General features: G+C 44.1%; 17 protein-coding genes. 8 read left to right on the top strand and 9 right to left on the bottom strand.

Going from position 1 to position 19187, the window contains the following annotated elements; all coding sequences use genetic code 11:
- Window positions 1–37: 37 nt before the first annotated feature.
- On the bottom strand, window positions 38–841 hold the full coding sequence (gene proC / locus G563_RS0122595) for a pyrroline-5-carboxylate reductase (RefSeq protein WP_028667315.1): 804 nt from the start codon (window positions 839–841) through the stop codon (window positions 38–40).
- 101 nt (window positions 842–942) lie between these two features.
- On the opposite strand from proC, the gene G563_RS0122590 reads away from it, so the two are divergent.
- Window positions 943–3834, top strand: coding sequence for an alpha/beta hydrolase family protein (locus G563_RS0122590; RefSeq protein WP_028667314.1), 2892 nt, complete (start codon window positions 943–945; stop codon window positions 3832–3834).
- A gap of 147 nt (window positions 3835–3981) precedes the next feature.
- Here the strand turns inward: G563_RS0122590 and G563_RS0122585 are convergent, their stop codons facing one another.
- A complete protein-coding gene (locus tag G563_RS0122585) occupies window positions 3982–4938 on the bottom strand; it encodes an AAA family ATPase (RefSeq protein WP_028667313.1) in 957 nt (318 codons plus the stop codon).
- Between the two features lie 71 nt (window positions 4939–5009).
- Here G563_RS0122585 and G563_RS0122580 point away from each other — a divergent pair, with 71 nt between their 5' ends.
- The 4 genes from G563_RS0122580 (at window position 5010) to G563_RS0122565 (ending at window position 9218) form a co-directional block, all read left to right on the top strand.
- Window positions 5010–6047 (top strand): LysR substrate-binding domain-containing protein, encoded by a 1038-nt coding sequence (locus G563_RS0122580; protein ID WP_310586564.1) that lies wholly within the window; start codon window positions 5010–5012, stop codon window positions 6045–6047.
- 89 nt (window positions 6048–6136) lie between these two features.
- Complete coding sequence (locus tag G563_RS0122575; protein ID WP_028667311.1) at window positions 6137–7372, top strand: sulfite oxidase; 1236 nt, start codon at window positions 6137–6139, stop codon at window positions 7370–7372.
- Between the two features lie 48 nt (window positions 7373–7420).
- The gene (locus G563_RS0122570; RefSeq protein WP_028667310.1) at window positions 7421–7831 is read left to right on the top strand and encodes a hypothetical protein; all 411 of its coding nucleotides are present in this window, start codon (window positions 7421–7423) and stop codon (window positions 7829–7831) included.
- 46 nt (window positions 7832–7877) lie between these two features.
- Entirely contained in the window at window positions 7878–9218 is a 1341-nt protein-coding gene (locus G563_RS0122565) for a GntP family permease (protein ID WP_028667309.1), read from the top strand.
- Here G563_RS0122565 and panC read toward each other — a convergent pair.
- The 6 genes from panC to G563_RS0122535 are packed head-to-tail and all read right to left on the bottom strand — an operon-like array spanning window position 9215 to window position 14217.
- Window positions 9215–10057 (bottom strand): pantoate--beta-alanine ligase, encoded by an 843-nt coding sequence (panC, locus tag G563_RS0122560; protein ID WP_028667308.1) that lies wholly within the window; start codon window positions 10055–10057, stop codon window positions 9215–9217. The two genes, G563_RS0122565 and panC, sit on opposite strands and share 4 nt — an antisense overlap.
- A 22-nt stretch (window positions 10058–10079) precedes the next feature.
- Window positions 10080–11057, bottom strand: coding sequence for a metallophosphoesterase family protein (locus G563_RS35610; protein ID WP_051211137.1), 978 nt, complete (start codon window positions 11055–11057; stop codon window positions 10080–10082).
- Window positions 11058–11062: 5 nt separating this feature from the next.
- Entirely contained in the window at window positions 11063–12334 is a 1272-nt protein-coding gene (locus G563_RS35605; RefSeq protein WP_037327812.1) for a M14 family zinc carboxypeptidase, read from the bottom strand.
- 33 nt (window positions 12335–12367) lie between these two features.
- Window positions 12368–12718, bottom strand: coding sequence for a XisI protein (locus G563_RS0122545; RefSeq protein ID WP_028667307.1), 351 nt, complete (start codon window positions 12716–12718; stop codon window positions 12368–12370).
- Between the two features lie 40 nt (window positions 12719–12758).
- Window positions 12759–12935: an element excision factor XisH family protein gene (locus G563_RS37755; protein WP_084650945.1), complete on the bottom strand. Its 177-nt coding sequence runs from the start codon at window positions 12933–12935 to the stop codon at window positions 12759–12761.
- 28 nt (window positions 12936–12963) lie between these two features.
- Window positions 12964–14217 carry a glutamate-5-semialdehyde dehydrogenase gene (locus tag G563_RS0122535; RefSeq protein ID WP_028667306.1) on the bottom strand — a complete coding sequence of 418 codons (1254 nt, stop codon included), beginning with the start codon at window positions 14215–14217 and terminating at the stop codon, window positions 12964–12966.
- A gap of 193 nt (window positions 14218–14410) precedes the next feature.
- Here G563_RS0122535 and G563_RS0122525 point away from each other — a divergent pair, with 193 nt between their 5' ends.
- The 3 genes from G563_RS0122525 to G563_RS0122515 all read left to right on the top strand — a co-directional run bounded on the left by G563_RS0122525 (window position 14411) and on the right by G563_RS0122515 (window position 17554).
- Complete coding sequence (locus G563_RS0122525; RefSeq protein ID WP_028667305.1) at window positions 14411–14779, top strand: BlaI/MecI/CopY family transcriptional regulator; 369 nt, start codon at window positions 14411–14413, stop codon at window positions 14777–14779.
- Window positions 14776–16800, top strand: a complete 2025-nt coding sequence (locus tag G563_RS0122520; protein ID WP_028667304.1) for a M56 family metallopeptidase — start codon at window positions 14776–14778, stop codon at window positions 16798–16800. The genes G563_RS0122525 and G563_RS0122520 overlap by 4 nt, the downstream gene beginning before the upstream one ends.
- Window positions 16801–17038: 238 nt before the next feature.
- The gene (locus G563_RS0122515; RefSeq protein ID WP_037327900.1) at window positions 17039–17554 is read left to right on the top strand and encodes a GtrA family protein; all 516 of its coding nucleotides are present in this window, start codon (window positions 17039–17041) and stop codon (window positions 17552–17554) included.
- Between the two features lie 73 nt (window positions 17555–17627).
- Here the strand turns inward: G563_RS0122515 and G563_RS0122510 are convergent, their stop codons facing one another.
- On the bottom strand, window positions 17628–19175 hold the full coding sequence (locus G563_RS0122510; protein WP_028667302.1) for a M20/M25/M40 family metallo-hydrolase: 1548 nt from the start codon (window positions 19173–19175) through the stop codon (window positions 17628–17630).
- Between the last annotated feature and the right edge of the window lie 12 nt (window positions 19176–19187).

Raw genomic sequence — 19187 nt, 5'->3', positions numbered from 1 at the left:
GCAATTTACTCATAGCAAATACAAAGGAGAGAAAATTCTACCCCTTCGACAATTCTTTGGCGCGTTTTTCGGCGGCCAAAATCCCTAATTGAAGGGTTTGGGATAGTTCGCCTTCTTCAAAAGTGCGCAAAGCGGCTTCGGTGGTGCCGCCTTTTGAGGCTACGGCCTTAATAAGGTCGTCGAGGCTTTTGTCGGCATTGTTGATAAGGTGAAACGAGCCAAGCATGGTTTGTTTTACCAAAAGCGTAGCAAGTGATTCCTCAAAACCCATTTTTTTGCCAGCTTCTACCATTGACTTTACTAGATAATAAAAATAAGCAGGCCCGCTACCACTGAGCGCCGTGACGGCATCAAGCATGGATTCGTCTTCCAAAAACACCGAACGACCGGTGGCATTGATGAGGTTATCGACTTTGAGGAGTTGGGCAAAACTCAATTCTTTGGCCGCCGAAAAACCCGTGATTCCCATGCCAAGCATGGCAGGCGTATTGGGCATGGCTCTAATCACAAGTCGGTGATTGAGGGCTTCTTGGATAGTGCTGATTGGAATACCCGCCATGATAGAAAGCACCACTTGCTGAGGCTGGAGCACTTCGCGTAAAGCTGCCTGTACATTCGTAAAATCTTGGGGCTTTACCGAAACAATCACTACATCATAGTCGCCAATGTGCGAGCTGATGGTTTCGATGACTACACCCGTGTTTTCGGTACGAAGGGCTTGGGCGCGGTCGGCGCTTTTTTCGATTAAAAGAAGATTCTCTTTTTTTACTAAATCATATTGTAGAAACGATTTGGCAAAAGCCATCCCCATGTTTCCACAACCTACTATGGCAATTTTCATTAGTTTTGACTAAATAGTTGGTGATTACGTCGCAAAATTGGGGATAATTCAGCAATAAAACGTCTCGAAATCGTAGATTTGACTATCAAAACTTCATTAACATGAAAAAAATTATATTTTACACTTCATTAGCATTTCTGGTAGTGTCTCAGACCTATGCCCAGAAGAAATCTAAGAAAGCCCCCGCTGAGGCTCCAACGGTGGCCAAAAAGCCCTTAACCCACGAGGTATATGATTTTTGGAAGGATATTCCAGAAAGAATAGTGAGCCACAATGGGCAGTGGTTTGGCTATGCACTCAACCCCCAAGAAGGCGACGGTAAAGTGGTTTTTTACAATTTTACTACTGCTAAAGCCGACTCAGTAGCGCGCGGCAATGACCTCAAATTTACGAGCGATTCGGAGTTTGGCGTTTTTAAAATAAAACCTCAACTCGCCGTCACAAAAGCCGCAAAGCGTGCCAAAAAGAAAAAAGATGAGCTTCCTAAAGACTCATTGGGGATTTATACATTGGCTACTAAGCAACTGGTCAAATTTCCGCTGGTGCAGTCTTTCAAAATCCCTGAGAAAAGCGGTAGTTGGGTAGCTTTTATTAAAGAATCAGAAAAGGCCAAAACGCCCGAAGCCAAAGGCGATAGCACCAAAAAAGCACCCCGTGCAAAGGCCAAAAAAGAAAGCGAAGAAAATGGCTACGGCCTTGTGTGGCGTGATTTGAAAACAGCTACCGAAAAAAACTTCCCTTTTGTGACCGATTATGAAGTGACCAAAAACGGGAAGCTATTGGCTTTTGCCTCTACTGGTACAGATTCTACCAAGGCCGGGGTGTATGTATATGACATTGCTACAAAGCAACTTGCCCGTATCTACGAAGGGCATTCAAAACACAAATTCAAGAAACTTTCTTTTGATGATAATGGAAGTCAATTGGCTTTTGTGGCTGATTTGGATACCAACGCCAAAACCCAAATTAGAAGCCATAAACTTTTATATTGGAAAATGGGTGAGCAAACGGCGACTTTGCTGGCCGATGAAAGTACCCAACCTGCTCAGAAGGATTGGCTAGTAAGTGGTGACTATACCCCTAAGTTTTCTAAAAGTGGTGACAAACTGTTTTTTGGGACGGCTCCCCGCCCCGTTGTTCAGGATACCACCCTCTTATCTGACGAAATCGTAAACGTAGAAGTGTGGCATTGGCAAGATACCAAGCTCCAAACCCAACAAAAGGTATCATTGGAAAGAGATAAGAAAAAGTCGTATTTGGCTGTAGCGCACCTCAATGATAAAAAACTTGTACAGCTAGGAGGAGTTCATCTGCCCGATGTTGATTTGGTAGTGGAAGGCAACGCCAACATTTTGGTGGGTCATGCCGATGAAAAATATTCGGGTCAACACTGGGACTGGAACCCCAAAGAAGATATATACATCATTGACGCCAAAGACGGTTCTCAAAAATTGGTGAAAGAAAAAGTGGAAGGAAATGTGCGTGTATCGCCCGAAGGCAAGTTTTTGTACTGGTTTTCCAATCCTGATACGTCGTGGTTTGCGCATGAGATTGCTAGCAATAAGACCATTCAACTCACCACCAACAAAACGGTAAGATTTGCGGATGAAGAAGACGATCATCCTGATTTTCCACGGGCGTATGGCGTGGCGGGTTGGAGCAAAGATGACCAATCTCTTTTGATATATGACCGCTATGATATTTGGCAAATCGACCCCAAAAATCCTGCCCAAGCCAAACGCTTGACCAATGGCCGTCCTGACAAGAAGGTATTTCGCTATGTAAGACTTGACCCCGAAGAAAAAAGCGTAGATATAAACAGCCCGCTTTTATTGAGCACTGTCAACGAAACTACTAAGAAAGAAGGGTTTGTGCAGCTTGCGGCCAATACTTCTCAAATAACACCCCTATATGAAGGGGATTTTAACATTGGAAATGTGGTATTGAAAGCCAAAGATGCGAATCGGGTATTGTTTACCAAACAGACTTTCAAAGATTATCCAGATTGGTATGCTACCGATTTGAGTTTCAAGAATATAACACGTGTGACCGAAGCTAATCCTCAACAAAACAACTATTGGTGGGGTTCGGTAGAAATCGTAAGTTGGAGAGCTGGCGACGGTACGCCTCTGCAAGGATTGTTGTACAAACCCGAAAACTTCGACCCTACCAAGAAGTATCCCATGATGACGTATTTTTATGAGAAAAACTCCGACAATATCCATACGCATTATGCCCCACGCCCTATTCGTTCTTACATCAATTACTCTTATTTTACGAGCAATGGCTACTTGGTTTTTGTACCTGATATTGTGTATAAAGACGGTTATCCTGGCCAAAGTGCCTACAATTGCATCGTACCGGGTGTATTGAGTATGATTGACAAAGGATTTGTGGATAAAGACAAAATCGGTATTTCGGGTCATAGCTGGGGTGGGTATCAGACTGCCTATCTTGTGACACAAACCAACTTATTTAAAGCTGCCGAAGCCGGTGCTCCCGTATCTAATATGACAAGTGCTTATGGAGGTATCCGTTGGGATTCGGGTATGTCGCGGCAAGCGCAGTATGAGCATACGCAGAGCCGTATCGGAGGTACATTGTGGGAAAAACCAATGCAGTATCTCGAAAATTCACCGCTTTTTCACGCTCCCAAAATCCAAACGCCTGTATTGATGATGCACAATGACGACGACGGTGCAGTGCCTTGGTACCAAGGGATTGAGTTTTATATGGCTCTGAAACGTCTTAATAAGCCCGTTTGGATGCTTAATTACAACGGCGAAAAACACGGCCTTACCAAACGCCAAAATATGAAAGATTTTGCGGTGCGTTTGTACCAATATTTCGATCATTATCTCAAAGATGCGCCTGCTCCTGCGTGGATGACTGAAGGCTTGCCTATGGTAGAAAAAGGCATCAACCAACGCCTCTCTCCCATACAAGCAGAACCCGCAAGTGGGACTTCCAAATTGGGCGGCTCAGGAAAATAGAAGTATGGATTTTACAAGAATAGGCGCGGGGACATCCCCGCGCCTATTCTTTTTTCAATGAGTGATATAGCTCTTATGTTCGGCCTTAGAGACGCGGTGCCAATAGTGACTTAAATGATAGTTTGGATCAAGTAAGGGTGTTTCGACTTACCTTCCAATCGCCACTTTTCTCAAAATAGAATCAATCACAAAACGGGTAGTGATGCCGTCGGCTTCGGCTTCGTAGTTGAGCGTAATACGGTGATTGAATACGTCGGGAGCGGCTTCTTTGATGTCTTCGGGCAATACATAATCGCGTCCCGAAAAATAAGCGAGAGCTTTGGCAGCCAAGTTTAATTTAATCGTTCCCCGTGGCGAAACTCCGTATTGGAGATATTTGTCTTCTTCTCGCAAGCCGTATTCGAGGGGCTTACGGGTGGCAAAAACCAGTTCTACAATATAATTTTCGAGGGTTTCGGAGAGCGTGATTTGGTTGATTTCGTGCCTAATCTGCCCAATGTCTTCCTTTGTCAAAATAGCCTGAGGCTCGTAGTTGTAATCCAAATTTGACATTCGCCGCATTACTTCTAGCTCTTCTGTTTTGCTGGGATAATCCACAAATACCTTCATCATGAAGCGGTCGAGTTGGGCTTCGGGGAGTGGGTAAGTTCCTTCTTGTTCTACGGGGTTTTGGGTAGCCAAGACAAAGAAAGGGCGGTCGAGGTGAAAAGTTTCTTCCCCAATCGTCACTTGTTTTTCTTGCATTGCTTCCAGCAAAGCCGATTGTACCTTAGCGGGGGAGCGGTTGACTTCATCGGCCAAAATCATATTGGCAAAAATAGGCCCCTTCTTCACCTCGTAGTCACCGAGTTTGGGTTTATAAATCATGGTTCCGATGATGTCGGCAGGAAGCAAGTCGGGCGTAAACTGAATACGTTGAAAATCTAAATCTAAAACTTTGGCAAGGGTATTGACTGTCAGGGTTTTGGCTAGTCCAGGGACGCCCTCTAGCAAAATGTGCCCGCCCGTAAATAGTCCAATGAGGAGGCGATTGATAAGCTTTTCTTGGCCTACCACTACTTTGCCCATTTCCTCAAATATTTGTTGAATTTTCTTTTGTGGCATTTGATATGTTAACGTAAAATGTAAAGTGTAGGCTGTAAAGTTAGGGATTAGGCTATTGTTGACCAAACCTTATGATACTTCAAAATCATTATAAGGGGGATAAAGTAAAATTAAATGAGACTTCGCAGGCCCAACTTGGAAAGTCTATTCTGTACAAAAATATATTCCCCAAATTCTATTTACTTTGTGTTTCATCCCAAGCCCAAGATGTCGTGTCAGATTTTCGGTTAAAAGTATTTTGTAGCGTGGCCAATCACCTTAGCTTTACCAAAGCCGCCGGGGAGCTGTTTGTGACGCAGCCCGCCGTAACCAAGCACATTCATGAGCTAGAGCAGCAATATGGCACACGGCTTTTTGAACGAAAAGGAAACTCCGTTTTTTTGACTCCTGCGGGCGAATTACTCAAAAAATACGCTAATCAAATATTACAGCTATACCAAGAAGCAGCTTTTGAATTGGGAACGCTCCAATCAAAGCACAGTGGCAAACTTCGCCTTGGGGCGAGTACTACTATCGGGCAGTATCTGATTGCACCTTTGTTGGCAAAGTATTATGAGAAATTTCCTCAAGTGGAGCTATCGCTTCTCAATGGCAATACCGAAATGATAGAGAATGCGATTTTGTCGCATACGATAGATTTGGGTGTTGTCGAAGGTAGAAAGCACCATTCGGGCATCAAATACGTTGATTTTATGGATGATGAACTGGTAGCGGTGGTGCATGTCAAAAGCAAATTGGCTCATCTCGACGAGCTTACGCTCGACGAACTTACCCACATCCCTTTGGTGTTGAGAGAGCGTGGTTCTGGCACCTTAGAAGTGATTGAAGGAGCCCTGAAAGAGCATAATCTCAAGCTCTCCTCCTTGCAGATTGTGATGCATCTGGGCGGCACCGAAAGCATCAAATCTTTTCTCGAACATTCTAATTGTATGGCTTTTTTGTCAATCAAATCCATCCAAAAAGAGTTAAATATGGGCCAATTGAAGCTTATTAAAGTAAAAGACTTAGTACTGATGCGAAAGTTTTGGTTGATTCACTTACAAGGCCAACCTGAGCCTATGTCCGAATCTTTTATGCGTTTTGCTTTTAGAGAGTATACCAAAAAGTAAATTTGCCATTTGTTGAGTTTTTTGTGAATGCAATTTGTTGATTTTGAGAAAATAATCATTAATGTGCGCTTTTGCACTTACAACTTCTTATGAATACTGAACTTCATGACCGTCGTGGTTTTTTGAAACAAAGTGTACTTACGTCGCTTGCGGGCTTGGTAGGAACCGACATCGTTTTTGCCGAAAATATGCCCAAAAACTACGTTCCATTGGCTTTGGATGAAGGCTTAAAGGGAAAACATGCCGACATGATTGTGCTGAGCGATAAGCCTTGGAATGTCGAAACGCCTCCGCATTTGTTGAACGATGCCGTTACGCCTATCGATAGGATGTTTATAAGAAACAATGGCCTGGTACCAGAAGAAAAAATAGACCCTAATACTTGGACATTGACCATCAAAGGTGAATCTGTAAAAGCGCCAAAGACCTACAAATTGAGTGATTTGAAGAGTAAGTTTAAGACTTATACCTATCAATTGGTGTTGGAGTGTGGCGGCAATGGTCGTTCGGGATTTGTACCCCAAACTTCTGGTAATCAGTGGGACCAAGGAGCGGTCAGTTGCGCCGAATGGACAGGAGTACGCCTCAAAGATATTCTGAATGATGTAGGCTTAAAAGAGGATGCAGTATATATTGGGTATTATGGAAAAGACCTCCACCCAAGTCGCGACGCAAGCAAGGTGGTGATTTCGAGGGGAGTACCTATCAAAAAAGCCCTCGAAGATGAGACCCTCATTGCGTGGGCTGTCAATGGGCAAGAGATTCCGATGATGCACGGTTTTCCGTTGCGATTGGTGGTGGGTGGATGGCCGGCGTCGGTATCCGGGAAGTGGCTTCATACGATTGCGGTCAGAAACAAAGAACATGACGGTGCCAAAATGGACGGACATAGCTACCGTATTCCTCGGCAGCCGATTCAACCGGGCGAAAAACTAGCCGAAACGCCCGAAAACTATCAAATCATCGAATCGATGCCTGTAAGGTCGCTCATTACATCGCCCCAATCAGGCGCAATGATTGATTTTGGGAAAACATTGACCATAGGCGGTCATGCGTGGGCGGGAGATTTGGCCGTGAAGGAGCTACATGTTTCGATAGATTATGGAGCTACTTGGCAAAAAGCAAGTTTGCAAACGCCCAAAAATCGGTTGGCTTGGCAACAGTGGTCGGCTCAAATTCAGTTTCCTAAAAAAGGATACTATGAAGTATGGGCACGAGCTACGGATTCACGGGGTGCTTCTCAGCCGATGGTGATTCCGGCTTGGAATCCGGGAGGGTATTTGAACAATACTTGTCATCGTATTGCGGTAAAAGTAGTGGGATAGTCTAGCTATAATTGAGAAAAGAGTGTTTTGCACCCAATGAGGAAACAAATGAAAATAGCAAAAGTATCGGCAGGACGTTTTGTGATGATGTTGGTAATTGTCGGCTTATTTGTGGCGGCTATCACTAGAGAAAATACGCCTTCTCTCGAAAAATCGCAGATGATTTTGGCGGATTCGGTGGATGCCGAAACAGGATTGGCGCTAGACCCTAATTTTGCGATTGTAAAAGCGCAATGTACGGGTTGTCATTCGCCTAAGCTGATTCTTCAACACCGTTTTACAAGAGATGAGTGGTTGAGCAAAATCAGATGGATGCAGCGCAACCACAAGCTTTGGGATTTGGGTGAAACTGAAAAAACAGTGCTTGATTATCTTGCCAAACATTATGCGCCCAATCAGGCGGCTTATTCGCGGCGCGAACCACTGCGCAATATCAAGTGGTACAAGTTGGAACAGTAGATATAGCAAGTGCTGTGCTTGTATTTTGACCTAAACCTTGGTTTTTATGCACAGTCCATTTTTTGTATCTATTCTGCTTGTTGTCAGTATTTTGACTATCATTTTGCTTAGCTCTAAATACAAATTCAATACTTTTTTTGTGTTGATTTTGGTGGCAATGGGTGTAGGATTTGCGGCAGGCGTGGACGGGGAGAGTGTACTCAAATACCTCAAAGTAGGTTTTGGAAGTACGCTCGAAAAAATTGGATTGCTCATCATTTTGGGCGCTACTTTGGGGGTGATTTTAGACAAAACCAATGCTACGCTAAGTTTGGCTAATTTGATTTTGTCCAAAACTGGTGAAAAGTACGCCCCTTTGGCTATCACTATGGTGGGAGTGCTGATAGGGCTGCCTATTTTTTGTGATTCTGGATTTGTGGTTTTGAGCGGTTTAGTGGTTTCGTTAGGTCAAAAAATTCCTTCCAAAAGACGGGCATTAGTGGCTTGTTTAGCTACATCCTTATATGCAGTTCATTGTTTAGTTCCGCCGCATCCAGGTATTACAGCTGCCGCTGGCGTACTCAATGTGGATTTAGGAAAGGCGATGCTGGTAGGTATATGTGTCGCACTGCCTACTGCGGCAGTAGGCTATGCTTATAGTATCATGCTACCTTCGGTAGATGACTCCGAAGAAGCAGTACGCGTCGAATCTAAGGTGCAGGATAGTGAACTCTTTTTGCCTTCGCCTTTTTTATCAATCTTACCCATTATTGTTCCGATTGCGCTTATTTCACTCAAATCGGTACTGTTGCTCAATCCTGAGGCACTGCCTTCGTCTTTTTTGAACTTTATTAAATTTATAGGAGAGCCGGTGAGCGCACTGTTGGTGGGGATTGTGTTGACGTTGCCTCTTTTTCAAAAAATAGACAAAACACGACTTAACCATCTTTTTGATGATGCTATCGAGAAGGCAGGCCCTATCCTGATTGTGACAGCGGCGGGTGGGGCTTTTGGAGAAATCATCAAAACGCTTGAGCTAGGCAAGGTTTATGGCCCAGCTTTGGCTTCGGGCAATTGGGGCCTTTTGATTCCCTTTGGCTTGGCCGCTATCTTCAAAACAGCCCAAGGGTCTTCGACCGTGGCGGTAGTTTCTACGGCTTCTTTAGTAGCGCCACTCTTGGCAAGCTTGGGTTTTGGGGGTGGCGATGGCACTTTGTTGGCACTGTTGGCGATGAGTGCAGGCTCTATGGTGGCCTCTCATGCCAACGATTCCTATTTTTGGGTCATTGCACGTTTTGGCAATCAATCAATAGCTACTACTTTGCGTAGCATTACCCCTTCGTCGGCTTTGATGGGGCTTACTGCGCTTGTTTCGCTCTATATAGCCAAGTGGATATTGGGAGTCTAAAAAACAAAATTATCAATCAAGCGTACCTTGCCTAAATGAGCCGCAATACACATCGCCGTTTGGCCCGTTGCTTGAAGTGAATCTACATTTTGTAGGGTATGGGCGTTGACAATCTCAAAATACTCTAGTCTAAAAGCTGGTTCTTTGCCGAAATGCTCTTCTATCAATGCTTTTACTTCGGTGGGTTTTTGACCTTCTAACAATTGCGTTTTTGCTAGTTTTAAACCTTCAAAAATATGCGGAGCAATCGCACGTTCATCGGCAGTAAGATTACGATTTCGCGACGACATTGCCAGTCCGTCAGCTTCGCGAAGGGTAGGGCGGGGGTGAAGTTCAATCTGAAACCCTAGGTCAATCATCATTCGTCTCACGACGGCTACTTGTTGAAGGTCTTTTTGACCAAAATAAGTACGGTCAGGCTGAACGATGTTAAACAATTTTGACACCACAATTCCTACTCCATTGAAATGCCCCGGACGGAATTTTCCCTCCATGACGCGCTCTAAATCGCCAAAATCAAATTTAAGAATGGCTTTTTCGGGATACATTTCTTCTACTGATGGCGCAAAAACGGCATCACAGCCCACTGCGGCGAGCATAGTACAATCGGCTTCGAGCGTGCGGGGATAGCGAGCGAGATCGTCGGGATTGTTGAATTGAATGGGGTTTACAAATATGCTACAGACAGTTATGTCGTTTTGTGCACGAGATGCCTCGATGAGCGACAAATGTCCTTCGTGTAGTGCGCCCATGGTAGGTACTAGACCCACGGTTTTGTCTTGTTGACGTTGGTTTTTTAGAAAAAGTCGTAGGGCAGTGATAGAATGAAATACTTGCATTAGATTAGCATTAAAAAGAATTTTAAACAGGTACAAATTCTACTTTCAAATAGCCGCCAGTGGCATTGGCGGGCGTTACGATTTGGGGAAGACCATTGATGACGTCGAGGGTTTGTTTGTGAGTATGACCCGCCAACACTCCTACGACATTGGGGGCTTGGGTGACTTCTTTATAAAAACGCATCGTAGTAGTAGTATGGCCTGTTTCGGGCCAACGAGGGCGGCGTTCGAGTTCGTGACTACGGTCGGCTTTTGCGCCCCATTCGGGGTGGCCACATCCAAAACTTACGGGCCTTTCGGGAGCATAGAGCGGGATATGAATCATCAGCACTATGGGCTTTTCGGTGGCTACTTCTTTCTGAAAAAAAGCAAGTTGTTCGGGTGAGATTTCGTAAGTCGAATTGTCTAGTGCTACAAACCTAACGCCGTTGATTTCGCGGCTTGTCATCAGAGGATTGGCTCCCTGATAAAGCGGCGAAAGGCGTTTATGGGTCCAAGTATGGCGCAATTCGTCCAGCGAGCCGGGCATCCCTTCATAATGCCAATCATGATTGCCTGCCACATAGACATAAGGTAAGTTGACTGATTTTAATTGTTGGCCTACCCATTCGATAGCAGCCTCCGAAGGAAAACTCACAATATCGCCAATGAGAGCTACCAACGAAACATCATCGGTTTTGGCTAAAGCTAAGGTTTTCTGAAAGCACTCTTCGGGTTGAGTCGTTTCGCCTGTTTGGAAATGCTTGGTTTGATTGTATGCTTTGGCCATACGGCCACTGTATTGTACAAAATCAGCCCCGCGAGCATCGTCTCTGAAAAGGTGAGTATCAGCCATAAACATAATACTAAACCGCTCTTTGAGATGAGGCATAAAAAAGCGGATTCGATTGGCGTCAATAGCAAAAGACCCTCTCTCAAAACGAGAAAAGCGTTTTGGACTGCGCCCGCTAAAGAGAGAAGGCACTGTCGCCAAAGACAAAAGTAAATCGCGTCTTTTCATGGGAATTATAAACTTTTTACAAAGCCACTTTCAATTTTCCACCCTTTTTTACCAGCCCGAATCTCGAAATTGCCTCGGTCGCCTAGGCGTAATACAATCGGTTTGCCTTTGGCATCGACCAAGGTTCCTCCTTGGGCGTCGAGTTCGTCAATTCCGTAAAACACTGACAAATCTCCAAAATCTTCGACACTACTACGATAGCTAAATGCGGTGGCATCGGCATTACTGACTTCATTGCGATTGATAGCTACATCCACCGTGTAAGTTTGGCCGTTGAGTTCGGCTTTGGCATTGCGGATGATAAGGTCAAAATGATTACGCCCGTTTTGGGGGATTTTTTCATAATCTGTACGTTTTTCGCGGGCGTAAGCACCATCTGCAATGGATTCTAAAGCGGTAAGAATCGCAATAAAATTCATCTTACGGAGGTATTGTTTTTCGGGGTCGTTTTTATAACCTCCCGATTCAATCAGTACCAAGCTTGTACCCCATTTGGCAATATTGTCGCCAAATGCCCGAGGTTCAAATTCGTCCGAATAGCGCGCTACTTGATTAGGAATGAATTTTTGAAGGTCGCGGTTCATCCCTACGATGAGTTGCATGGCACGCTCGCGGACAGAATTGATGGTACGTTCGTGATTGTAAGCCGTGGCCAAAAAAGAAATGGCGGCCACTTCTTTGCTATCACCTACGCTATAGCGGGGGCTTTGGTCGTGGAGGTTAAAGCCCACGAGTGGTTTAAGGGTTTGCTGAAGCTGTTTGAGTAGCTTAGATTCGGGGCATTGTAGGCGTAGAGCATCGCGGTTCATGTCGATTTCCTGAGCGGTGCGTCGTTGCCAGCGCTCCACGCCGTCAGGATTGAGCATAGGTACAAAATAAAGCGTTGATTTTTCGGCGAGTTTTTTACGAAAATCATCGAAACCATCTCCGCTAGCATTCAAGAAATTGAAAATATCCAAAAGCGCCATAGTAGCGGTGGCTTCGTCACCGTGCATTTGCGACCAAAGCAATACCGGAGGGGCACCGTTGCCGTATTGGGCTTGAAAAATAGACCGCCCTTCAAAAGACTTGCCTGCTTCAGTAACCTTAAACTTAGGGCTTGTTTTGAGTTTTTCGATGAGCGGTACCAAATGCCGATGTTTGAAAGCACGGCGTTCGGTTATGGTTTTTTCTTTAAACAAATCATGCGCATCAAAAAGACGTTGCGCTAAATCACTCTGGGCAAAAATGGTTTCAGACATACAAAAAAACGAAACCACCACTAAGAGGTGTTTCATGAGTTATGAGGTATTAGTGAATTTAAAAAAATACTAGGATATAGCGTACCCTTCGAGGTATTTACGAACGGCAGGAGCTTGAAAACCAATCACAATATCACTTTTAGGAATACCATGTTTTTGTAATTGTTCGGCTATGCGCATATCAGTACCGTCGTGTTGGAGCCAAACTTTGCCATCGGCTTTCACATCGACATGGATAAATGAAGCATATATCCAACCACTGTTTTCTTCGGCCCAACCTACGCCAAAATACAAATAATGGCCGTGTTCATCGTCAGTGATAAGTTGGTTTTCAATTCCTCCTTCTTTTTCAGGTGATAATTTGGCGATTTTTTCTACCACCTTACGCACAATCTGTTTATGAAAGCTTACTTTATCCATTGTCTGATGTGAGGTTGAGTTTCGTCAAAAACAATCATTTTTACATCAAAAGTGTGGGCAATATCCACAAAAAAAGGATCATCAAAGAATCTTTGATAGAAACCATATATCCACGGCGGCGACCCATCATGATTTTGAATGGGTCATGGGTGATATTCCAGCCTTCATTTATCAGTGCTTTTTTTACTAATTCGTGGAAAATATCTCTTGCTGCCATATCATAACTTTGTCATTTATGAATCATTTTACCATCTTACCTGCCCATCTCCCACTACGACCCACTTTTCGGTGACGAGTTTTTCGAGGGCAAAAGGACCACGCGCATGGAGTTTTTGGGTGGAGATGCCAATTTCGGCTCCTAATCCAAATACTCCTCCATCCGTAAATCGCGTAGAAGCATTGGCGTAGACTGCGGCGGCATCTACTTCATTCAAAAATCTATTGATAATCGTTTGGTCGCTGGAGACAATAGCCTCTGAGTGGCGAGATGAGTAATTTTGAATGTGAGAAAGTGCTTCTTCCAAACCTGTTACGATTTTGATCGCCATTTTATAGTCCAAAAACTCCCGACCAAAGTCTTGAGATTGAGCATGTTGGAGAAACGGATACTCCATTTGTTCAAAAATAGGGTAGGACTCCTCATCAGCAAAAACTTCTACATTCCACTTAATAAAATCATCTTTGAGTAAAGGCAAAAATGAAGTAGCAATGGCGCGGTCCACAATCACACAATCCATCGAATTGCAAACAGAAGGTCGTGATACACGTCCATTTACTACGATGTCGCGAGCTTTGAGGAGATCAGCCGTACTTTCTACATAGCCATGACAAACACCCGCGCCGGTTTCGATAGTAGGAATCAAGGAGTTTTTACGAACAAACTGAATCAACGATTCCGAACCGCGAGGAATAATAATATCTACGTAGCGCGTGGCGGTGAGAAGTTCATTCACAAACTGACGGTCGGTAGGAAGCAGCATTATGGCGTTGGTATCGATATGATACTCTGCCAAAGCTTGATGAATCAGACTAACCAAATAACGGTTGGAAAAGTCAGCTTCTTTGCCCCCCTTCAGCACACAGGCATTGCCCGAACGCAGGCACAAAGCGGCTACATCTACGGTGACATTGGGGCGCGATTCAAAGATAGCTCCTACGACTCCCAGCGGAACGGCGATTTTTTTGAGCTTAAGTCCCTGTTCGATTTCACGTTCCAACAACACCTCTCCTGAAGGGTCGGGTAGTTGAGCTACATCACGCAAGCTATCGGCCAAACTTTGGATTCGTTTTTTGTTCAGAAACAAACGGTCTTTTTTCGGGTCTCCGTCGGGCATACGCACCATATCTTTCTGGTTTTCGGCCATGATAGAGGCTTGCTTTTGGAGAAGCAAATCGGCCAAGCGGTTCAATAAAGCCGTTTTTTGCTCGCTTGATAAGCGTCGTACTTGCGCAGCGGCTTGTTGGGTAGCCTGAAGCTGAGGAACAATCGTAGTAGTCATGGTGGTACAGTTGAAAGGCAAAGATAATACTTTGTGGGTTATGGGCTATCTTAGGGCACTTTCATTGCATCAAAACAATTAGGTTGGGGGTCAAGGAAATTTGTCTACGAAAATTTTCGTAGATAAAATTTGGTATTACGAAATTGTTCGTATATGTTTGCTACGAAAATATTCGTAGATTAATTATTCCCCCATGAAACCAACCGATTCTGAACTTGAAATTTTACAGGTACTTTGGCAAGAAGGCCCTTGTACCGTGCGGCAGGTCAATGAGCGGCTATCGCAAAGCCGTGATGTAGGCTACACTACTACCCTCAAATTGATGCAAATTATGTACGAAAAGGGGCTACTCACGAGGCTCGAAGAAGCGCGCTCGCATGTATATGAGGCCAATGTCACCGAAGAAGAAACCCAAACCACTTTGTTGGAGCGTTTTGTGGATACTGCCTTTCGAGGCTCGGCGAGCAAGCTCGTCATGCACGCCTTGGGCAATCACAAAGCTACCTCCGCTGAACTTGATGAAATTCGTAAACTTTTAGACCAAATCGAAAAACAGTCATGAAAACACTTTCACTTATGACAGAGCCTATTGTACAGGCTTTGGGCTGGACACTCCTTCATGCTATATGGCAAGGAGTTGGCGTTGTATTGGCCGCAGCTGTTATGCTTTTTTTGTTAAAAAAGCGCTCAAGTGCCTTGCGTTATGGAGTAGGAATCAGTGGTTTGGTATTACAGATCATAGCTTCAGTGGCTACTTTTATCTATTACTATCAGCCCCTAAAAATGTCGAGCAGTGGGGCTGCGGTAAGTGCATCTAAGATAGCAGCTCCTTATGTGACGACAGGGCTCAATTATGCCAAGATAGCTTTGCCTTGGTACAAGCAGGTGCTATTGTTTTTACAGTCTCATCTTGATAACATCGTATTGGCGTGGGGCATTGGGGTTTTGGTATTGGTAGTTCGGATGATAGGCAGCTGGGTGTATGTGCAGCAACTGAAAGCAGAGGGTATTCGCCTGACCGACGCTTCTGTACAAACTTTGTTTAAAAAACTTACAAACACGCTCCGCATCCGTCAAACGGTGCATTTGTTTGAGTCGGTGCGAGTAACTACTCCTATGGTTATTGGGTTTATCAAACCGGTGGTTTTGTTGCCTATTGGCTTGGCTACTGGCTTAAGTACCAAACAAATCGAAACCATACTTGCGCATGAGCTCGCTCATGTCAAACGTCATGACTATTTGGTGAATTTGTTGCAGTCGGTCGTAGAGATTTTTTACTTTTTTCATCCAGCTTTATGGTGGTTGTCGGCAAAAGTAAGAGAAGAACGCGAACACTGCTGCGACGACCTTGCCGTACAAATTTGTGGTGATAAAATGGCTTTTGCCCAGGCTCTAACGCAAGTAGAAGTTTTTCGACAAACACCCCAACTTGCTATGGGATTTGCTTCTAAAAAAGGAATGATGCTACATCGGATTCGACGTATATTAGGCGTAGCCGAAAAACGGCCCCAACGCTTAGGCGGTAATGGGCTGATTCTGATTTTATTGCTTGTGATAGGGGTATCTGTCTATGCGTTTCAACCCCAAGATAAACCTACCAAAAAAACGAAAGCGATCAATATCAGCCACACCTCAAAAGACACTAAATTTGTTTTGGACAAGGAAGGGAAACTGACTCAGGTTATTTGGAAAAAACGAACATTGTCGGGCAAAGAAGTAAATGAGTTGCAGCAGCTCAAACAAGATATTGAGGAAGGAAAAGTAACCTTCTCTTCGGTTCAAAATGCGGAGCAAAAAGCCATCTTAACGCGAATCATGGAGGTTGAAAATGAGCTTGACAAGGGAATGAGAAATTTGGCAGAAGGCTTGTCATTTCTTGCAATGGACAATATGGAGATAACGCCTCCCCCTTTGCCTGACGAAGCCGCCTATATAGAGTCTCTTGCTCCGATTGAACCCGATTCTCTTTTTGAGGCTGTCATGACCAAAAACCAGGCTAAAATGGATAGCCTTCGACGCCTTATGGAGCCTCAGTACCAAAAAATGGAGGCATTGCGCCTAGAAATGGAACAATATGAGTTTAAAACAGCCGAAATCGAGCGGAAAATGGAAGTGCTAGAGTGGAAAAAAAATAAGTCTCATGAGGAGCGCAACAAAGTGCTCGAAAAACGCAACCAAATGCTTCATCAGGAGAATCAGGCTAAAAAAGTAACAGAAGAACAAATGGAGAAACAGTTGGCGTTGTTTGAAGAGCAAATCAAGCAAAATGAAGCCAATGTACAACAATTGAATCAGCAATTGGGCGAATTGAAGGGGCAAATCAAAACGGCACGCCAACCCATTGAAGAGCTAGAAAGCCAATTGCAAAAACTAGAAAAAATCAATGAAAAATACGATCAAGAACTCGAACGCTATTCGGAAGAAATAAGCCACTTGGTTCCGCCGCCACCACCAATAGAATTTAGGGCAGCCCGCACCCCACGCGCGGCCGTTCCTGCTAAACCCAAAAAAGCGGTGAAACCTACTCAGACTCCTAAACCTGCAATAGCTCCAGTCGCTCCAAATTCACCTAAAAAGTTGTAAAAAATAAATTTTATTTAAGAGTCTCATAAAATCTCTATGAGGCTCTTTTTCTTTTTTTAAGAGCCAAAATTTAGTTTTTATCCTATAGAAAAGGGGATTTTATAGGACGGAATGTAGCTATTGTTGGTGTTTTTTGTTTCTAACTCCTTCTAACCGAGAAATAAAAACTAGGTTGTTCGTTTGGGTGACTGTCAAAAATGCACTTATTTTGCCCCCTCATGTAGTTTATAACATACTTGTGAAGAAGAAATCTAACCTTTTTAATCTAAAAGACCTCATTGTTTATTTTCTGATAGCAGGCACTGGTGCAGCAGTACAATTTATATCAGGAAGCTTTTTTCGTAACTACGTTGACTTTTACGCGTCGGTATCGTTGGGGTATATTGTCTCTTTTTTTGTAGGATTTGTATTAACCAAGCTATTTGCGTTCGATGCCCGCAATACCAACAAAACCCGTCGTGAAATGGTTAAATTTGGGATTGTGGCCGCGATTTCTTTTGGAATCACGGTAGGGTTTGCGGCACTTACGCTCAATATCCTCCATGCAACCAATCCTATTGATACAATTTATCATATTCCTTTAGATTTTATTCCAGTCAAATACCGTGAAGTAAACGTCACGGAGGCAGCATCGACTTTGGTCGGAATGGGGCTAAGTTTTGTGAGCAACTTTATTTTACACAAAACCTTTACTTTCAAAAGTACGGGCTTTTATGACCGCGCCAAAGCGGCTTTGAATCTGGGTAAAGATTAGTTTTGAGACGTTTAATTCCATCAAAAATAGCCCTCTTGAGGGCTATTTTTGATGGATGTCTTCGTTACAAATACTACTTTACATCTTCTTGGGTCAAAATAGCCATCCATGTTTTGATACCTTCCGTGTAGTTTCCTAGTCTTAAATTTTCATTGGCGGCGTGTTGGTTATTGTCTATATTGACCATGGGTACATGAATAGCGGGCAAGTTTAGTTCACGCAAAAAAGGCACTATCGGTACGGAGCCTCCCGTCATTCGGATTTTGATGGGTTCTTTCCCAAAAGTTCTGACCAATGCCGCCGTAAGCCAACGGTCGGGATAGATGCCAAAATCGGTACGGAAAGGTAGCATCCTTGATTCATTTTCGGTTAGGGTCACAATTTTAGGAAATTTTAGCCTTTCGGCATCGGTTGGTTTGTGGTCCAGAATTACATATCCCTTTGACTCAATATGTTTTCTAACTAACCCAATCAAATAATCAGGAGAAGACTCGGGCACAAGGCGAAGGTCGATTTCGGCGGTAGCTTCGTCTGGCACAATGGTATTGGCTTTTTCGCCGATATTGGCAGATACCAATCCGCGAATGTTTAAAGAAGGATATTGGAGCGCTTCTTGATAATTACTTCCTACTTTGTCGGGCTGAGTAAATACTAGTTTTTGGCGAATAAGCTCGGGGTCGTCGGGTACAGCGGCTAGGATTTTACGCGCATTTTCGTCGATTTTGATGCCTTCATAGTAGCCCGGAATTGTTACCCGTCCGTCTTCATCTTTCATAGATGCAAGCAACTGCGCCATTCTAAGAGCAGGATTGGGGGCATAATTCCCGTAATGCCCACTGTGCTGAGATATTTTAGGGCCGTAGGTGGTGAGGGTAATCGTGGCTATTCCGCGACAGCCATAAGTGAGGGTTGGTTCATTGGAAAGATGTCGTCCTCCGTCCATGACCATCAAAAAATCGGCAGCGAGCTTGTCTTTGTATTTTTTGACGGTTTCGGCCAAATGCGGCGCGCCAATTTCCTCTTCACTGTCCAAAATGACTTTGATGTGATAAGGAGAATTGATTTTTTCTTTTTGCATCATGTCTAGTGCCGCCAAGAGCATCAAAATCGGTCCTTTATCGTCAGAAACAGCACGGGCAAAAATCCGCCATTCGGGGTCATAGTTTTTTTGAAGAAGATTCCAGTCTAGCGCTTCCCATTTGCCGTCGGCGGTGCGTTTTTTCAAGACAGGCTGATAGGGCGAAGCTTGCTGCCATTTTTCAGGCTCCACCGGCTGCCCATCAAAGTGCATATAAAACAACAACGTTTTGAGCTTGCCTTTGGGAGAAACAGCAGGTACTTTTTCAGCAAAAAAAACAGGATGCCCCGCCGTGGGCAATGCTTCGGTGCGGAAGCCTTGTTTTTCAAAAGCTTTTTTCAACCAATCCAAATTAGGTTGAATTTGCTCTTTGATGTGAGCATTGCTAGGCAAGCTCATAAATTCGTATAAGTCTCCGTAGTAGTTTTTTACGTGTTTTTGGAGAACAGTCTCTAAGTCAATTTTAGATTGACCCTGCGCTGAGAGCCCGTAAATGCAAAATAAACCCAAAGTAGCTAACCAAAGTAAAGGCCGAGTTTTCATTTGTGTCAGAAG

The organism is Runella zeae DSM 19591 (assembly GCF_000423565.1).
Lineage (GTDB): Bacteria > Bacteroidota > Bacteroidia > Cytophagales > Spirosomataceae > Runella > Runella zeae.
This window is presented reverse-complemented; position numbering and strand designations above follow the sequence as displayed.